Here is a 16,229-nt window from a genome sequence, read left to right on the forward strand (position 1 = left end):
AACCTTGAATCACGACGTATCGCCCTTGAGAATCCCTAGAGTCCACACATCCTAGCGCGGCGCGGCTAGGTGTCGCGGCGCGGCCGGCTGGCGGCGATCACCTTGTAGGAACGATCCTCGGAGAGCCGTTCCCAATGGCGGAAATGGGCGTCGAGCGCGGCCTCGTAGGGCAGCTGGCGGTTGGCGACCATGAGAAAGGTGCCGGAGGGTTTCAGCACCCGGCCGGCGGCGGCGATGAAATCGGTCCCGAGCGTCGGATCGGCGGCGCGGCCATGGTGGAAGGGCGGGTTCGCGAGGATCGCATCATAGGGTGGCGTGCCGCGCGCCAGCCGGGTGACATCGGCCCAGTGAAAGCCGGCGCGCGGATCGGCGAGGTTCAGGCGGGCGGCGTCGAGCGCGCGCGATTCGGCCTCGAAGAGGTCGATCCGCGCGATCTCGGGCGCCCGGGCCAGCGCCTCGATCGCGAGCCAGCCCCAGCCGGCGCCGAAGTCGGCGACCCGGCCGCGCAGCTTCGCCGGCAAGGCCTCGGCGAGGCGGCGGCTGCCCGGATCGACGGCATCGGGCGAGAACATGCCCGGCGCGGTCACGAAACCGGCCGGGTTGGGCCGCGGCCGGTTGCCTTCCGCCCAGGCCGCCGCCACTTCGGGCAGCGCGGCGGGGCGCCGCAGCCAGAACACCCGGCCGTGCGCCTTGCTGATCTGTCCATCGAGCGGCAGGGCGCGGCCGACCTGGGTGACGAGACTGTCCACGCCCTCGGTCTTGGCGCCGGCCACGGCGAGCAGCCCGCCCGGCGCCAGCATGTCGAGGCCGCGGGCGATATTGCCGAGATTCTCGGCGCGGGCGCGGGTAAGGAGCACGATGACGGCGGAAGCCGGCCCCGACGCCCGGACCTCCGTCCGAAAGCCCGCGTCGGCGAGAGCGTCATGGGTCGGTCGAAAACTCTGCTCGCAGATCAACCGGTCGCGGCCGATGAGATCGAGCGCCGGGCCTGGGACGCTGCGCAGCAGGACGACCGGGCCGTCGGCCGGAAGGACCAGGGCCTCCGACCCGATCGCGGTCGCGAGGCGATCCGAATGGGACATGCGGGGACGGGCGGGCGCCCTATTCCTTTTCCATAGTGCATTGGAGCGGATGCTGGTTCCGCCGGGCATAGTCCATCACCTGCGTCACCTTGGTCTCGGCGATCTCGAACGAGAAGACGCCGACGACGGCGAGACCCTTGCGATGGACCGTCAGCATGATGTCCCGTGCCTGCAGGTGGCTGATACCGAAGAACCGCTCGAGCACATGCACCACGAACTCCATCGGCGTGTAGTCGTCATTGAGCAGCAGCACCTTGTAGAGCGGCGGGCGCTGGGTCCTGGTCCGGGTCTTGGTAAGGAGCCCGGACTCGCCGCCCGGAGGTTTCTGGTCCGACGCTGTCATTGTCTTGGTGCGCGCAAAACTGTGGAGAACGATCCGAGGATTATAGGCGATTGGCCGGAATAGAAAAGGGGGCCGAGGCCCCCTTTTCCGATTGCACCGTGTACGCGGTAGATTACAGGCTGAAGCTCTTGAACTTCTCGGTCGCGGCGGTGACGCGCGCGCCGATCGGCGCGGTGATGTCCTTGGCGGCGGCGACGTAGATTTCGCTCATCTTCGTGGTCTGGTGGATCCAGCCCTCGAAGGCGCTCTGCGCATAGGCGCTCTGCTTCTCGAACAGCTCGGTGATGGTCTTGGCCGAGGCGAGTTCCTGCGCGGCGGCGACGCCATCCTCGAAGGCCTTCTTCGAATAGGCGCTGATCTCGGTGCCGATGCCCTCGGCGGCCTTGGCGGCGATTTCGGAAGATTTGACGACGGCGTCGAGGTTTTCCTGACCGAAGGCGGTGACGCCCTCGAAGCCCTTGGTGAATTTTTCGATCTGCTCGGTGACAGTCTTCTGGGTGTCGGCGACCATGGTTTCTACCTTCGCGGTTGCGTCGTTCATGACATTGGTGAGGTTGGTGGTGACGTCGGCGGCGATGCTCTCGGCTGGCGCTATCTTGGCGGCGGTGATGCGTGCGGCCATCTGGGGTCTCTCCTGATTTATCTATGCTTATTGGTATCAATCATATAGCGAGCATGCTGCGCTGCGTCAAGTGATTATGTTGCAGTGCGTCATAGAATTCAGTGACCTTTCAGCCACGTCAGCCGCGTCGCGTCAGCCATTGAAACAAAAGTGTTTTCGAGCCTCGGAACTCATGATAGGGTTAACGAAAAATAAAGCATTCGCGCCCTAGCGTTTGCATAAATCCAGAGGCAGTGGGTGCGATTCGCGCCGGAGGCAGTGATGACGGGAACCCTTTCGCGCGGGTTGATTTTCGCTATTGGATTAACTTTTTTTGCGAGTATTGCCCAGGCGCAGCAATATGCGTCCTATGTGATGGATGCGCGCACCGGCAAGGTCATCTCGGCGTCGAACGCCGAGACCCGGGTGCATCCGGCCTCGCTGACCAAGATGATGACGCTCTATATCGTCTTCGACCAGATCAAGCGCGGCCGCATGTCGCTCGATCAGAAAATCACCATCTCCGAGCACGCAGCCGCCGAGCCGCCCTCGAAACTGGGGTTGAAGCCGGGCCAGAAGATCGAGCTGCGCTATCTGATCCGCGCGGCCGCGATCAAGTCGGCGAACGACGCGGCGACCGCGATGGGCGAGGCGGTGGGCGGCTCCGAAAGCGGCTTCGCCAATGTCATGAACCAGTATGCCCGCGCCATGGGCCTGCGAAACACCACCTTCATGAACGCCAACGGCCTGACGAGACCCGGGCACATGTCGACCGCGCATGACATGGCCGAGATCGGCCGGCGGCTCTATTACGACTTCCCGCAATACTACAATATCTTCAGCCGGAACGCGACCTCGGCCGGGCTGAAGACGGTGCAGAACACCAATCGCCGCCTGCTCGACGCCTATCCCGGGGCGGACGGGATCAAGACCGGCTATACCAAGGCGGCGGGGTTCAATCTCGTCTCCTCGGCCCAGCGCGGCGACATGCGGGTGATCGTCGCCGTGATGGGCGCGCGGTCGAGCGCCAGCCGCAATGCCGAGGTGGCGCGGCTGATGGATCTCGGCTTCTCCAAGATGCCGCGGGTGGCGCGGGTCAATCCGCCGGCGCCGCTGCGCACGGTCGGAACCCAGGTCGCGGCCGCGCGGATGGCGCCGGCCATCGCCGCCGGCACGGCGACCGTCGCCGCGGCGGCGGCGGAGGCCGACTCGCCGGTCGGCGCGGCGGAGCCGGTCGCGGTACGCGGCTCGACCGTCGCGGTGGCGGCGCCCGTCGCCGAGACCGCCGCGCTGGAGGCCGGCCGACCGATGCCGCGCACCCTGAGCGCGGACGCGGCGCTGACCCGGAACAGTCAGAGCATCGCGGCCGCGATCGCCGAGGTGAATGCCGAACTGGCCGACGCGAGCGCCCGGGTCGCCGCCGGCCGGCCAGTCCCGCGGCCGGGACCGGCCGTGGCCGCCGCGCCGGTTTCGGGGCCGGTTTCAGGATCGGCCTCCACCTTCGCCTCCGTCGCGCCATCGGCGCCGACGCCGCGGGTGAAGGCGCCGGCGCTGGAGAGCGCGCCGATCACGGTGGCGAACGCCGGCGGAGGCACCACCGGCGGCAACGACTGGGGCGTGCAGGTTGGCGCCTTCCGCTCGCGCGGCGACGCGGAACGGCAACTGCTGACCACCGCCCTGCAGGACGTGCCGGAACTCGCCGGGGGACTGCGCCGGGTCGAGGCCGCGAAGGTACAGGGCGTCACGGTCTATCGCGCGCAGTTCGTCGGCCTCGACCAGAACAGCGCCATCGCCGCCTGCGGCAGCCTCGCGCGACGCAGCGCGGACTGCATGCCGCTGGCGCCAGGGATCTGAACGCGGGCTGTTTGCGAATTCGGCTCCGCGCCCCGCGCGCCCTCGGGACGTTTCCTCCGGGCGTGCGACCGCCGCGACCGGCCACTGGCAGGTCGGCGAGACGCGGCCGCTGAAATCTCGGACGGATCGGCGAAAACGACGCGGTCACCCGATCTGGAACAATATGCGGACGGCCCGGTTCAACCGGGACGGCCTTCGCGCTCAGGCGGCGTCGGTGGTCGGGTAGAAGGCCTCGTAGATCGGCTCCAGCGTGTGGCTGTCGAACAGCGACGAGACACTGGTGCCGTTGGCGATGTTGAGGATCGCCTGGCCGAACAGCGGTGCGACCGGCACCACCCGGATGTTCTTGGCCTTGCGCACCAGGGCGGTGGGCTCGATCGAGTCGGTGATCACGAGGCTCTTCATCACCGAGGTGGTGACGCGCTCGATCGCGGGGCCCGAGAGCACGCCGTGGGTGATATAGGCATGGACCTCCCTGGCGCCCTGGGCGGTGAGGAGTTCGGCCGCCTTCACCAGTGTTCCGGCGGTGTCGCAGATATCGTCGACGATCACGCAGACCCGGTCCCGCACTTCGCCGATCACGCTCATCGAGGCGATCTCGCCCGGCGCGGCGCGGCGCTTGTCCACGATCGCCAGATCGGCGCCGATGCGCTCGGCGAGGTCGCGGGCGCGGGCGACGCCGCCGACATCCGGGGAGACGACGGTCACCTCGCCGAGATTCTTGAACTTGTGGACGATGTCGAGGGCGAAGACCGGGGCGGCGTAGAGATTGTCGACCGGGATGTCGAAGAAGCCCTGGATCTGCGCGGCGTGGAGATCGAGGGTCAGCACCCGCTCGATCCCGGCGCGGGTCAGCAGGTTGGCGACGAGCTTGGCGCTGATCGGCGTGCGGGCCTTGGAGCGGCGGTCCTGCCGGGCATAGCCGAAATAGGGCATCACGGCGGTGATCCGCGCGGCCGAGGACCGGCGCAGCGCGTCGGTCATGATCAGGAGCTCCATCAGGTTGTCGTTCGCCGGGTTCGAGGTCGACTGGACGATGAACATGTCCTCGCCCCGGACGTTCTCGTAGACCTCGACGAAGATCTCCTGGTCGTTGAAGCGTTCCACCCGGATCTTCACCAGCTCGACCGGCTCGCCCCGATGGATCGAGATCCGTCGGGCGATGGCGGTGGCGAGGGGCTTGTTCGAATTTCCCGCGATCAGCTTCGGCTTGAAAAGCGGACTCATCGGCGTGCCCTTCGCTGGCGCGGTAAACTGCGCTCCGGTTATCACCGCGGCTTGCCCTTGCAAAGCCCCGGAATCCGGAGATGCTGGTCCGGAGTTCTGGCGCGCGGCCTCGTGGCCGGCGCGTGGCGGGAGGGTCGCGGAATGGCGCGGATCGACTATTTCCTGTTTCCGCTGTCGCCTTTCAGCTACCTCGCGGGGTTGAAGCTCGAGGCGATCGCGGCGCGGCGCGGGGCGGAGATCGCCTATCGGCCGGTCGAGCTGTTCCGCATCTTCGCCGAGACCGGCACGGCGCAGGTGAAGGACCGGCATCCCTCGCGCCAGAAGTACCGGCTGGTCGACATAGCGCGCCTCGCCAGGGCCGAGGGCTTGCCGGTCAATCTCCATCCGCCGTTCTGGCCGACCAATCCGGTGCCGGCATCCGCTGCGATCATCGCGGCGCAGGAAGCGGGGGGCGGCGATCTCGGCGAGCTGACCCACGGCCTGCTGCGCGCGGTCTGGGCGGAGGATCGCGACATCGCCGACGACGCGGTGGTGCGGGACTGCCTCGTCGCGGCGGGCTTCGCGCCCGAGCTGGCCGGCAGGGGGCTGCTCTCGGCGGTGGAGACGCTTCAGCGCAACACGGACGAGGCGCTGCGGCGAGGGGTCTTCGGCGCGCCGAGCTACGTGGTCGGCGACGAGATCTTCTGGGGTCAGGACCGGCTCGATCTCCTCGACGCGCATCTGGCGGAACTCGGCTGAGGCGCTGCGCCGAGAGACTTCGCGGGGGGCTTCCGCGGGGCTCCCGGCGCGCGCCCGCGGCGAATGCGTGTTGACAAGGGAGCGAGGGTTTCGCTAGAGACGCCGCCTGAACATCCGACGATCGAAAGACGAACCGCACCCATGGCAAATTCGCCGTCTTCCAAGAAACGCGCCCGGCAGGCCGAGGGCCGCGCCGCGGTGAACAAGGCCCGGCGTTCGCGTCTGCGCACCTTCGTCCGCAAGGTCGAGGAAGCCATCGCCGCCGGCGACCAGGCCGTCGCCGCCGAGGCGCTGCGGCTCGCCCAGCCCGAGATCATGCGCGGCGTGACCAAGGGCGTGCTGCACAAGAACACCGCGAGCCGCAAGGTCTCGCGGTTGGCCGGGCGGGTCAACGCGCTCGGCGCCTGACCGCCTTCGCGCTGACCATTTCGGCTTGTCGCGACCGCGTCGCGACTGTGAAGGGCGTGTCCGTCTGGACGCGCCTTTTTCCTGTTTCGTTCGGTTTGCGCGATTTCGGGGATGTTCCATCTTCGGTCCGGTTGTCGGATCCCGGCGCCTTGGGTATGGTTAATCGTCGCGGAACGAATCCGATCCAAGGACCGTCACTGAACAGGCGCAAGTCATCTTCTTTGTTTCAGCCCGAGCGGCTGTAATATAAGTGACACAGTTGCGTTTGTTTGTGCGAGTCGGCGGAGTATTGTGTGTCTGGAATTAGGCGCGATCCGACTATAAGGCGATTGGTGTCGATGCGTGCCCGGCGAGACCGGAGTGGCGTCGACCAGAAATCCAACGGGGGATGCGCGATGCGTGACACTGCCAGCATTCGGCGCCGGGGCGCTCGGATCATCGGCTTGGCCGGTCGGAGCTTCCGGGGCGTCTCGGGCACCGGGTGCGTGTCGGGCTTTGCCGGATTGGGTATCGCCGCGAATGAAGCCTGAGATCATGACGGATTCGGCGGATGCCCGGGGCGGGGCCTGGTCGCGTGTGCGAGGTCATTTGCGCAGCCAGATCGGCAAGGACGCCTATCAGAACTGGATCGACCCGCTCGCCTTCGTCGGCGCCGACCATGGCGTGGTGCAGATCGCCGCGCCGACCAGCTTCATCGGCACCTGGGTCGCGCGGAACTATGGCGAGGTGATCCGCCAGCTGCTGACCAAGGAGCGCGTGCTGGTCCAGCGGCTGGAATTCACCGTGGCAGCGCCCACCGCCGAGGAGGGCTTCCGCCCACCGCGGGCTCGGGAGGCGGCGGCGGCGAAGCCGGAGGCCAGGCCCGAGCCTCGACCCGAGCCCCGACCCGAACCTCGTATCGAGACCCGATCGGAGACGGCGATGGTGGCGCCGGGCGATATCGAACTGCCGCAGTCGCCGCTCGATGGCCGGTTCACCTTCGACAATTTCATTGTCGGCAAGCCGAACGAACTCGCCCACGCGGCCGCCCGCCGGGTGGCCGAGGGTCGGGACGTGAGCTTCAATCCACTGTTCCTTTATGGTGGCGTCGGCCTCGGCAAGACACATCTGATGCATGCCATCGCCTGGGAGGTGCGGCATTCGCGACCCGAGGCGCGGGTGCTCTATCTCTCGGCCGAGCAGTTCATGTACCGCTTCGTCTCCGCCCTGCGCTTCAAGGAGATGCATGGCTTCAAGGAGATGTTCCGCTCGGTCGACATGCTGATGGTCGATGACGTGCAGTTCATTTCCGGCAAGGATTCCACCCAGGAGGAATTCTTCCATACCTTCAACGCGCTGGTCGATCAGCACAAGCAGATCGTGATCTCCGCCGACCGCGCGCCCGGCGAGATCGACGGGCTGGAGGAGCGAATCAAGTCGCGCCTGCAATGGGGCCTCGTGGTCGATCTGCATCCGACCGATTACGAACTGCGCCTCGGGATCCTGCAGGCCAAGGCCGAGGCGCAGGCCGCGCTGCATCCGGGCGTGGTGGTCGGGCCGGGGGTAATGGAGCTTCTCGCCCACCGGATCAGTTCCAACGTCCGCGTGCTCGAAGGCGCGCTGACCCGGCTCTATGCCTTCGCGGGGCTGGTGGGGCGCGAGATCAATCTCGATATGACCCAGGAATGTCTCGCCGACGTGCTGCGCGCCTCCGAGCGCAAGGTCACCATCGACGAGATCATCCGCAAGGTCGCCGACCACTACAACCTGCGGATGTCCGACCTCCTGTCCGCCCGCCGCGCGCGGCAGGTGGCGCGGCCGCGGCAGGTGGCGATGTATCTGTCGAAGACGCTGACCTCGAAATCGCTGCCGGACATCGGGCGGCGCTTCGGCGGCCGGGATCACACCACGGTGATCCATGCCGTGCGCAAGATCGAGGAGTTGCGCAAGACCGACAACCAGATCGCCGAGGATGTCGAGCTGCTGCGGCGGATGCTCGAAGCCTGAGCGGATTTTCCGCTCGCTGGGGTTGCGGGGGCGCTTGCCCTTTCCCGCCGTTTCGCTAACGTCGCGATCCCTCCGGGAGGGATGCCCCCGGGGGATCGCGCAAGGGATGACACGCATGAAACTTAGCATGGAGCGCGGCGCCCTCCTTCGGGCGATGAGTCGCGCGCAATCCGTCGTCGAGCGGCGCAACACCATCCCGATCCTCGGCAATGTGCTGATCGAGGCGGAGGGCGAGCAGGTGAGCTTCCGCGCCACCGATCTCGATATCGAGGTGATCGACCGGTCGCGGGCCATGGTGCTGCGCGCCGGAGCGACCACCGTCTCGGCCCATACCCTGCACGAGATCGTGCGCAAGCTGCCCGACGGGGCGATGGTCGAGTTGAATGACGACGGCCTTTCCGGGCGGCTCGAGGTGCGGGCCGGGCGCTCGCATTTCAGCCTCGCCACCCTGCCGCGCGAGGATTTCCCGATCATGGCGAGCGCGGAATATCAGTGCAATTTCGCCTGCCCGGCGCCGGTGCTGCGCCGGCTGTTCGACAAGGCCAAGTTCGCGATCTCGACGGAGGAGACGCGCTACTATCTGAATGGGGTCTATCTGCACGCGGCGAAGTCGGTGGAGGGGCCGGTGCTGCGCTGTGTCGCCACGGATGGGCACCGGCTGGCGCGGATCGACGCGGCGCTGCCGGCGGGGGCGGAGGATGTGCCTGGCGTGATCGTGCCGCGCAAGACGGTGGGCGAGTTGCGCAAGCTGCTCGACGATGACGAGGCGGTGATCGCGGTGTCGGTCAGCGAGACCAAGGTGCGGTTCGCGACCCCGGACGTCACCCTGACCTCGAAGGTGATCGATGGGACCTTCCCGGATTATTCCCGGGTGATCCCGACCGGCAATTCCAAGCGGCTCGAGGTCGACGCCGCCGAGTTCGCGCAGGCCGTTGATCGTGTGGCGACCGTCTCCTCGGAGCGGAGCCGCGCGGTGAAGATGGCGATCGAGGATGACCGGCTGATCCTCAGCGTCAATGCGCCCGACGCCGGCGCGGCGGACGAGGAACTGTCGGTCGCCTATGCCGACGAGCGGCTGGAGATTGGCTTCAACGCGAAATACCTGCTGGAGATCGCCGGGCAGGTGGATCGCGAGAACGCGGTCTTCCTGTTCAATTCGTCGGGCGATCCGACCCTGATGCGCGAAGGCAACGACGAATCGGCGGTCTATGTCGTGATGCCGATGCGGGTGTGATCCCGCGGTCCGGCCGCGCGGCGCGATGAGGCTCGCGGTCGCGCGGCTGCGGCTGTCGCATTTCCGCTCACACCTGGCGCTCGAACTCGACTTCGACGGCCGGCCCGTCGCGATCTTCGGGCCGAACGGCGCCGGCAAGACCAATCTGATCGAGGCGATCTCGCTGCTGTCGCCGGGGCGCGGCTTGCGCGGCGCGGCCGCGGAGGATCTGGCGCGGTCGCCGGAGCGCATCGGCTGGAAGATCGCGGCGGTGCTTGAGAGCCCGGACGGGGCGCATGAGGTGGCGAGCTGGAGCGAGGGCGCCGGGCGCCGGGTCGAGATCGACGGCAAGACCGCGCCGCAGTCGGGCCTCGGCCGGATGGCGCGGGTGCTGTGGCTGACCCCCGCCATGGACCGGCTGTGGATGGAGGGCGCGTCGGAACGGCGCCGCTTCCTCGACCGGGTCACGCTCAGCCTGTTCCCGGAGCATGGCGAGACGGCGGCGAGCTACGAGCGCGCCTTGCGCGAGCGCAACCGCCTGCTGCGCGACGGGTCCCGCGATGGCGTCTGGTACGAGGCGCTGGAGGCGGGGATGGCGGAGTTCGGCGCGCGGCTCGACGCAGGGCGACGGGCGGCGCTGGCCCGGCTCGCGGCGGCGCCGGTCAGCGACGCCTTTCCCCGCGCCGAACTGACGCTGGAGGGCGAGGGGCCGCGCGACCGGGACGGCCTGGCCGCCGCCCTGCGCGAGGGCCGGGGGCGGGACATGGCGGCGGGGCGCGGCCTCATCGGGCCGCATCGCGACGATCTCGGAGCGGTCTACGCGGCGAAGGGCGTGGCGGCGCGGCTCTGTTCCACCGGCGAGCAGAAGGCGCTGCTGATCAGCCTGATCCTCGCCAACGCCCGCGCCGTGGCGGAGGATTTTGGCGCCCCGCCGGTGCTGCTGCTCGACGAGGTCGCGGCGCATCTCGACGGAGCGCGGCGGGGGGCGCTCTACGCCGCGATCGCCGGGCTGGGCGCGCAGGCGTTCCTGACGGGGACGGGGGTGGAGTTGTTCGAAGGTCTGGACGCGGCGCGGCTGGGGCTGGCGTAGGGCGGACCCCGGTCCGCCATCCCTCGGGAGCCCGGTGTCATCAGGGCCGGCGCCGCGGCCGGTCCCGGAGCTTTCACCCCAACGCCTCGGTTCGGAACAGGCGGATGCGGAGGCCGCCGTGCGGAATTGGCGCGCCGGTCGGCAGGAAGGGCAGGGCCGTCGCCTGGGCGAGCGCGGCTTCGGTGGTGACGAGGCCGACGCGCCAGCCGGTGAAGCCGGCGCGCAGGGTCTCGCCGAGGGTGGCGTAGAGCGGGATCAGGGCCTTGGGGTCGCCGAGGCGGGTGCCGTAGGGCGGGTTCACCATGACGAGGCCGGGCGGGCCGTCCGGGCGGCGCAGCGCGCTGATCGGCGCCTCGGTGAAGTCGGTCAGGTCCGAGACGCCGGCGCGGGCGGCGTTGGCGCGGCTCATGGCGATGGCGCCGGCGTCGCGGTCCGCGCCGCGGAAGCGGAGCGGCGTCGCGACGCGGACCGCGCCGGCGCGCAGGTCGGCCCAGGCGGCCGCATCGAAGGTCGCGAGGCGTTCGAAGGCGAAGCCGCGGGAGCGGCCGGGAGCCAGGCCGGCGGCGATCTCGGCCGCCTCGATGACGAAGGTGCCGGAGCCGCACATCGGGTCGAGCACCGGCTCCACGCCGGCATAGCCGCAGGCGCGCAGCAAGAGGGCGGCGAGGGTCTCGCGCATCGGGGCGGCGTTCACCGCCTGCTTGTGGCCGCGGCGGTGCAGCAACTCGCCCGAGGTGTCGAGGCTGAATTCGCACATGTCCCGCTCGATCCGGGCGCGTAAGGTGACCGCGTCCTCGACCGTGCCGTCGACGACCGGGGCGCCCAGGGTTTCGCGGATGGCCGTGGCGATGCGCTGGCGGGCGGCGCCTTCGTGATAGACGCGCGAGGCGTGCGAGGTGACCTCGACGCGGACCGGAACATCGGGGCGCAGAAACTCCGCCCAGGCGAATTTCCGGGCCCGCTTGTCGAGTTGGGCGAGGTGCAGCACGCGAAAGCCGCCGATCCGGGCCAGCACCCGGCTCGGGCCGCGCAAGCTCAGGTTCGCCCGCCAGACATCGGGCCAGCCGCCCCGGAACGTCACCCCTCCCGGCACCCCCTTTGGCGAGGGAAAACCGGCGGCGCGCGCCTCGTCCGCCAGGACGGGCTCGAGACCGGGCGGCCCGGCGAGGAAGATTTCGAACGGATCCATGTGGCGCTTTAGCGTGAAATCCCGGGCGGGGCGACCTATATGTGAAAGGCGCCCAGACGGGACGCTCGCCGGATTAAGCCTTTGACTCAAGGCCCGGAATCTCCCCGTTTTTCGATGCTGGAGCGTGACAATCGCGCGAAGCCCCGATAGACTGCGACACCATTGCCAAGGACCTTTCCCCACATGTCTGAACCGCTCCGCGTCCCCGAGGAATACGGCGCCGATTCCATCAAGGTTCTCAAGGGCCTGGAAGCGGTGCGCAAGCGGCCGGGGATGTATATCGGCGATACCGACGACGGTTCCGGCCTGCATCACATGGTCTACGAGGTCGTGGACAACGGCATCGACGAGGCATTGGCCGGTCACGCCGACATCGTGCAGGTGACGCTGCATGCCGACAGCTCGGTCAGCGTCTATGACAACGGCCGCGGCATCCCGGTCGGCATCCACGAAGGCGAGGGGGTCAGCGCGGCCGAGGTCATCATGACCCAGCTGCACGCCGGCGGAAAGTTCGACCAGAACAGCTACAAGGTCTCGGGCGGGTTGCACGGGGTTGGCGTCAGCGTGGTGAACGCGCTGAGCGACTGGCTGGAACTGCGCATCTGGCGCGAGGGGTTCGAGCATGTGGCGCGGTTCGAGCGCGGCGACACGGTGGAGAGCCTGCGCCGCGTCGGGCCGGCCGAGGGCAGGAAGGGGACCGAGGTGCGGTTCCTCGCCTCGACCACCACCTTCTCCAACCTCGACTATGTCTATGCGACGCTGGAGCATCGGTTGCGCGAGCTGGCGTTCCTCAATTCCGGCGTGCGGATTTCGCTCCGCGACGAGCGGCACGCCGAGGTTCAGGAGACCGAGCTGCATTATGACGGCGGGGTGCGCGAGTTCGTGCGCTATCTCGACCGCTCGAAGACGCCGCTGATCAAGGATCCGATCTTTGTTTCGGGCGAGAGGGACGGCATCGGCATCGAGGCCGCGCTCTGGTGGAACGACAGCTACCACGAGAACGTGCTGCCCTTCACCAACAACATCCCCCAGCGCGACGGCGGCACCCATCTCGCGGCCTTCCGCGGCGCCTTGACGCGGACCATCAACAACTACGCCGGGGCGAGCGGCATCGCCAAGAAGGAGAAAGTCGCGATCACCGGGGACGACGCGCGCGAGGGGTTGACCTGCGTGCTGTCGGTGAAGGTGCCGGACCCGAAATTCTCCAGCCAGACCAAGGACAAGCTGGTGAGCTCGGAGGTGCGGCCGGCGGTCGAGGGTCTCCTGAACGAGAAGCTCGCCGAATGGTTCGAGGAAAATCCGGCGGACGCGCGGGTGGTCATTGGCAAGATCGTCGAAGCGGCGGTCGCGCGCGAGGCGGCGCGCAAGGCGCGCGACCTCACCCGACGCAAGACGGCGATGGACGTGGCGAACCTGCCCGGCAAGCTGGCGGATTGCCAGGAGAAGGACCCGGCCAAGGCCGAGCTCTTCATCGTCGAGGGCGACAGCGCCGGCGGCTCGGCCAAGCAGGGACGCAGCCGGGCGAACCAGGCGGTGCTGCCGCTGCGCGGCAAGATCCTCAATATCGAGCGGGCGCGGTTCGACCGGATGCTGTCATCGGAGGCGATCGGCACGCTGATCACCGCGCTCGGCACCGGGATCGGTCGCGACGAGTTCGACGTGGGCAAGTTGCGCTACCACAAGATCATCATCATGACCGATGCCGACGTGGACGGCGCGCATATCCGCACCCTGCTCCTCACCTTCTTCTTCCGGCAGATGGAGGAACTGATCACGGCGGGGCACCTCTATATCGCCCAGCCGCCGCTCTTCAAGGTCGCGCGCGGCCGGTCGGAGGTCTATCTCAAGGATCAGGCGGCGCTCGACGCCTATCTGGTCGAGCAGGGGGTGGACGGCGCGGCGCTGCGGCTCGGCGACGGCGCGGTGATCGCCGGCGCCGATCTCGCGCGGGTGGTCGAGGAGGCGCGGCTGGTGCGCGCGACACTGAACGCCTTTCCGACGCATTACTCGCGCCACGTGCTGGAGCAGGCGACGATCGCCGGCGCCCTGGTCAAGGGTGTGCTCGACGACGATCCTCAGGGCACGGCGGACCGGGTCGCGGCGCGGCTCGACCTGATCGCGGCGGAATACGAGCGCGGCTGGCAGGGACGTCCGACCCAGGACGGCGGCCTGCGCCTCTGGCGCAGCCTGCGCGGGGTCGAGGAGGCGCGCGTGCTCGACGGCGGCGCCCTGCGCTCGGCCGAGGCGCGCCGGCTCGCGGCCCTGACCCCGGCCCTGCGCGAGGTCTATTCCGAGCCCGCCGCGCTGGTACGCAAGGAGCGCGAGCAGCCGATCTTCGCCCCGACCGACCTCCTCGACGCGGTGATGAAGGAGGGCGAGAAGGGCCTGACCCTGCAGCGCTACAAGGGTCTCGGCGAGATGAATCCCGAACAGCTCTGGGAGACGACCCTGGACCCCGAGGCACGGACGCTGCTGCAGGTCCGGATCGAGCATCGCGAGGACGCCGACGAGGTCTTCTCCAAGCTGATGGGCGACGAGGTCGAACCCCGCCGCGAATTCATCCAGACCAACGCCCTGAGCGTGGCGAACCTCGATTTCTGAGGAGGTGTAGGTTTGCGCATAAGGTTGCGTTTCACCCATATCCTTGCGCGTTTGCGCATAAGCTTGCGTATCGCGTGAAGTCATTCGACATGCCCTGCCGGCCGAGATCGCCCGGGTCGCGTACTGGAACAAGAAGGCGGTATACGACCTGCTGTTCCGCGCCTCGGCCGAGACCGTGACGACCATCGCGGCCGACCCGAAGCGCCTCGGCGCGCGGGTCGGCATGACCAGCGTGCTGCACACCTGGGGGTCGGCGCTGACCCACCACCCCCATGTCCACATGATCGTCCCCGGCGGGGGTCTGTCGCCGGACGGCGCCCGTTGGGTTCCCTGTCGCCCAGGGTTCTTCCTGCATGTGCGGGTGGTGTCGCGCCTGTTTCGCCGCCTGTTCCTCGAAGGGCTGCTCGTGCTGCACCGCGCGGGCATGCTGGTCTTCTTCGGCGACCTGGCCGGGTTCGCAGACGCCGGCGCCTTCGCCGCCTGGCTGGCCCCGTTCCGCAAGTCCGAATGGTGGTCTATGCCAAACCGCCCTTCGGCGGCCCCGAGGCGGTGCTGGCCTACCTCAGCCGCTACACCCACCGTGTCGCCATCTCGAATCGCCGCCTGATCAGCGCGGACGCCGAGATGGTCGCCTTCCGCTGGAAGGCCTACCGCATCAAGTCCGGCGACCGGGAAAAAGGTGATGCGGCTCGCCACGGACGAGTCCGCCGGTTCCTGATCCACGTGCTGCCCGACGGCTTTCACCGCATCCGGCACTACGGCCTGCTCGCCAGCGCCCAGCGCAAGGCCAACATCGCGAGGCTCCGTGTCCTGCTCGGGACCGACCGGCCCGGACATGAGCCACAAGCGACCGCCGAGATCCTCCCGCTCACTCTGCGCGAGCCATGCCCATGCTGTGGCGGCCCGATGCGCGTCATCGAGATGTTCCGTCCCGGTCAGCAACCACGGTCGCGGGCGCCGCCACCGGAGCAGGAACGACCGGCAAGGGCGCCGGGGCCGGCGCGGACACCGGCTGGAACGAGAAGCCCAGATCGTCGGCGAGTTCCGCCGTAGCCGGATCGACCGCGGCTGGCTTCGCTGCCGCTTGCGCCGGCGTGCTCGTCTGGCGCGGCGGCAGGAAGGCGGCGAGATCGTCGCCGAAGTCGAGATCCGCGACTTCCGCCGGTCTGGGCGCCGGCGCCGCAGTCACCGGCTTTTCCGGCATGGCCGGCGGCGCCCCCAGGTCGGCATCACTCCAGCCGAGATCGGCGAGCAGGTCCTCCGGCGTGGTGGCCGGCGCCGGAACCGGCACCGGGGTCGGCTTCTCGGCCGGACGCCTGACTTCGACGGGCTCGAAGTCCAGCGACGGGCCGGGCGGCACGACGGCGGCCGGCGGCAGCTTCGCAGGAGCGACGGCCGGCGCTTTCGGCGCCACGGCCGCCGCCGGTGCAGCCTCCGGCATGTCCATCGGCTTGAAGTCCAGATCGCTCCAGACCTCGTCATCCACGCGTGCCGGTGCGGCGGCCGCCGCACTGGCCGGTGCCGGCATCGGTGTGACCGGCATCCTCGGACTTGTCGCCGGCATGCCCGGCGGGGTCGCCGCGACCGTGCCGATGAACATCGGATCGTCCGGGCACAGCTCGCGTCCCATGCGCGCAACCCGCAGCCACATCGGATCGGTGTCGCCGTAGACGAGCTGGCGCAGCGGCCCGACCTCGCGGCGGAAGGCCGCGGCATCGCGCAGGGTGTGCAGCACTTCGAGCAGGCGCATGCGCAGCGCGGTGTTGTCCGGTGCGGCTGCCAGCGCCGATTCGAGCAGCGCCCGGGCTTCGGCGTGGTTGCCGAGCGACATCAGCAGCGAACTGCGCTCCAGCGGATCAGCGCTGGCAGCCGCAGCACCCGCCGCCGCCGGCAGGGG

The 16,229-nt window shown here is 68.7% G+C and carries 13 protein-coding genes and 1 pseudogene; 8 read left to right on the forward strand and 6 right to left on the reverse strand.

The features are described 5' to 3' along the window. Positions 1-65: 65 nt before the first annotated feature. From Q0480_RS02335 to phaP, 3 genes are all read right to left on the reverse strand, one after another. A complete protein-coding gene (locus tag Q0480_RS02335; protein ID WP_299130224.1) occupies positions 66-1,082 on the reverse strand; it encodes a class I SAM-dependent methyltransferase in 1,017 nt (338 codons plus the stop codon). Between the two features lie 19 nt (positions 1,083-1,101). Further along, positions 1,102-1,425 (reverse strand): ATP-dependent Clp protease adapter ClpS, encoded by a 324-nt coding sequence (clpS, locus tag Q0480_RS02340; RefSeq protein WP_299130226.1) that lies wholly within the window; start codon positions 1,423-1,425, stop codon positions 1,102-1,104. 112 nt (positions 1,426-1,537) lie between these two features. Then, positions 1,538-2,047, reverse strand: coding sequence for a phasin family protein (gene phaP / locus Q0480_RS02345; protein ID WP_299130229.1), 510 nt, complete (start codon positions 2,045-2,047; stop codon positions 1,538-1,540). 354 nt (positions 2,048-2,401) lie between these two features. Between phaP and Q0480_RS02350 the strand changes: the two genes are divergently transcribed. Continuing rightward, positions 2,402-3,880, forward strand: coding sequence for a serine hydrolase (locus Q0480_RS02350; protein WP_299130230.1), 1,479 nt, complete (start codon positions 2,402-2,404; stop codon positions 3,878-3,880). Between the two features lie 201 nt (positions 3,881-4,081). Here the strand turns inward: Q0480_RS02350 and Q0480_RS02355 are convergent, their stop codons facing one another. Continuing rightward, positions 4,082-5,107, reverse strand: coding sequence for a ribose-phosphate pyrophosphokinase (locus Q0480_RS02355; protein ID WP_299130232.1), 1,026 nt, complete (start codon positions 5,105-5,107; stop codon positions 4,082-4,084). 141 nt (positions 5,108-5,248) lie between these two features. Between Q0480_RS02355 and Q0480_RS02360 the strand changes: the two genes are divergently transcribed. The 5 genes from Q0480_RS02360 (at position 5,249) to recF (ending at position 10,542) form a co-directional block, all read left to right on the forward strand. Beyond that, positions 5,249-5,845, forward strand: coding sequence for a 2-hydroxychromene-2-carboxylate isomerase (locus Q0480_RS02360; protein WP_299130235.1), 597 nt, complete (start codon positions 5,249-5,251; stop codon positions 5,843-5,845). Between the two features lie 141 nt (positions 5,846-5,986). Next, positions 5,987-6,253, forward strand: a complete 267-nt coding sequence (gene rpsT, locus Q0480_RS02365) for a 30S ribosomal protein S20 (protein ID WP_299130236.1) — start codon at positions 5,987-5,989, stop codon at positions 6,251-6,253. A gap of 534 nt (positions 6,254-6,787) precedes the next feature. Beyond that, a complete protein-coding gene (gene dnaA / locus Q0480_RS02370) occupies positions 6,788-8,239 on the forward strand; it encodes a chromosomal replication initiator protein DnaA (protein ID WP_299130238.1) in 1,452 nt (483 codons plus the stop codon). Between the two features lie 115 nt (positions 8,240-8,354). Next, positions 8,355-9,473 (forward strand): DNA polymerase III subunit beta, encoded by a 1,119-nt coding sequence (dnaN, locus tag Q0480_RS02375; protein WP_299130240.1) that lies wholly within the window; start codon positions 8,355-8,357, stop codon positions 9,471-9,473. Positions 9,474-9,498: 25 nt separating this feature from the next. Then, positions 9,499-10,542, forward strand: coding sequence for a DNA replication/repair protein RecF (gene recF / locus Q0480_RS02380; RefSeq protein WP_299130242.1), 1,044 nt, complete (start codon positions 9,499-9,501; stop codon positions 10,540-10,542). A 73-nt stretch (positions 10,543-10,615) separates the two neighbouring features. Here recF and Q0480_RS02385 read toward each other — a convergent pair whose 3' ends face one another. Further along, positions 10,616-11,731, reverse strand: coding sequence for a class I SAM-dependent RNA methyltransferase (locus Q0480_RS02385; protein WP_299130245.1), 1,116 nt, complete (start codon positions 11,729-11,731; stop codon positions 10,616-10,618). A 183-nt stretch (positions 11,732-11,914) separates the two neighbouring features. Here Q0480_RS02385 and gyrB point away from each other — a divergent pair, with 183 nt between their 5' ends. Together gyrB and Q0480_RS17945 are read left to right on the forward strand one after the other, a co-directional pair. Continuing rightward, entirely contained in the window at positions 11,915-14,332 is a 2,418-nt protein-coding gene (gene gyrB / locus Q0480_RS02390; RefSeq protein WP_299130247.1) for a DNA topoisomerase (ATP-hydrolyzing) subunit B, read from the forward strand. Positions 14,333-14,612: 280 nt separating this feature from the next. Then, a pseudogene (locus Q0480_RS17945) lies at positions 14,613-15,055 on the forward strand (transposase); the annotation flags it as partial. Between the two features lie 190 nt (positions 15,056-15,245). On the opposite strand, the gene Q0480_RS02400 reads toward Q0480_RS17945, so the two are convergent. Beyond that, a partial coding sequence (locus tag Q0480_RS02400) for a tetratricopeptide repeat protein (protein WP_366940811.1) occupies positions 15,246-16,229 on the reverse strand: 984 nt, incomplete at its 5' end.

Origin of the sequence: uncultured Amaricoccus sp. (assembly GCF_937891315.1) — a bacterium.
GTDB lineage: Bacteria > Pseudomonadota > Alphaproteobacteria > Rhodobacterales > Rhodobacteraceae > Amaricoccus.

Excerpts from the sequence above, each read along its gene's own strand:
- Q0480_RS02335 (WP_299130224.1), bottom strand. The coding sequence starts at position 1,082 with ATGTCCCATTCGGATCGCCTCGCGACCGCGATCGGGTCGGAGGCCCTG.
- clpS (WP_299130226.1), bottom strand. The coding sequence starts at position 1,425 with ATGACAGCGTCGGACCAGAAACCTCCGGGCGGCGAGTCCGGGCTCCTT.
- phaP (WP_299130229.1), bottom strand. The coding sequence starts at position 2,047 with ATGGCCGCACGCATCACCGCCGCCAAGATAGCGCCAGCCGAGAGCATC.
- Q0480_RS02350 (WP_299130230.1), top strand. The coding sequence starts at position 2,402 with ATGGATGCGCGCACCGGCAAGGTCATCTCGGCGTCGAACGCCGAGACC.
- Q0480_RS02355 (WP_299130232.1), bottom strand. The coding sequence starts at position 5,107 with ATGAGTCCGCTTTTCAAGCCGAAGCTGATCGCGGGAAATTCGAACAAG.
- Q0480_RS02360 (WP_299130235.1), top strand. The coding sequence starts at position 5,249 with ATGGCGCGGATCGACTATTTCCTGTTTCCGCTGTCGCCTTTCAGCTAC.
- rpsT (WP_299130236.1), top strand. The coding sequence starts at position 5,987 with ATGGCAAATTCGCCGTCTTCCAAGAAACGCGCCCGGCAGGCCGAGGGC.
- dnaA (WP_299130238.1), top strand. The coding sequence starts at position 6,788 with ATGACGGATTCGGCGGATGCCCGGGGCGGGGCCTGGTCGCGTGTGCGA.
- dnaN (WP_299130240.1), top strand. The coding sequence starts at position 8,355 with ATGAAACTTAGCATGGAGCGCGGCGCCCTCCTTCGGGCGATGAGTCGC.
- recF (WP_299130242.1), top strand. The coding sequence starts at position 9,499 with ATGAGGCTCGCGGTCGCGCGGCTGCGGCTGTCGCATTTCCGCTCACAC.
- Q0480_RS02385 (WP_299130245.1), bottom strand. The coding sequence starts at position 11,731 with ATGGATCCGTTCGAAATCTTCCTCGCCGGGCCGCCCGGTCTCGAGCCC.
- gyrB (WP_299130247.1), top strand. The coding sequence starts at position 11,915 with ATGTCTGAACCGCTCCGCGTCCCCGAGGAATACGGCGCCGATTCCATC.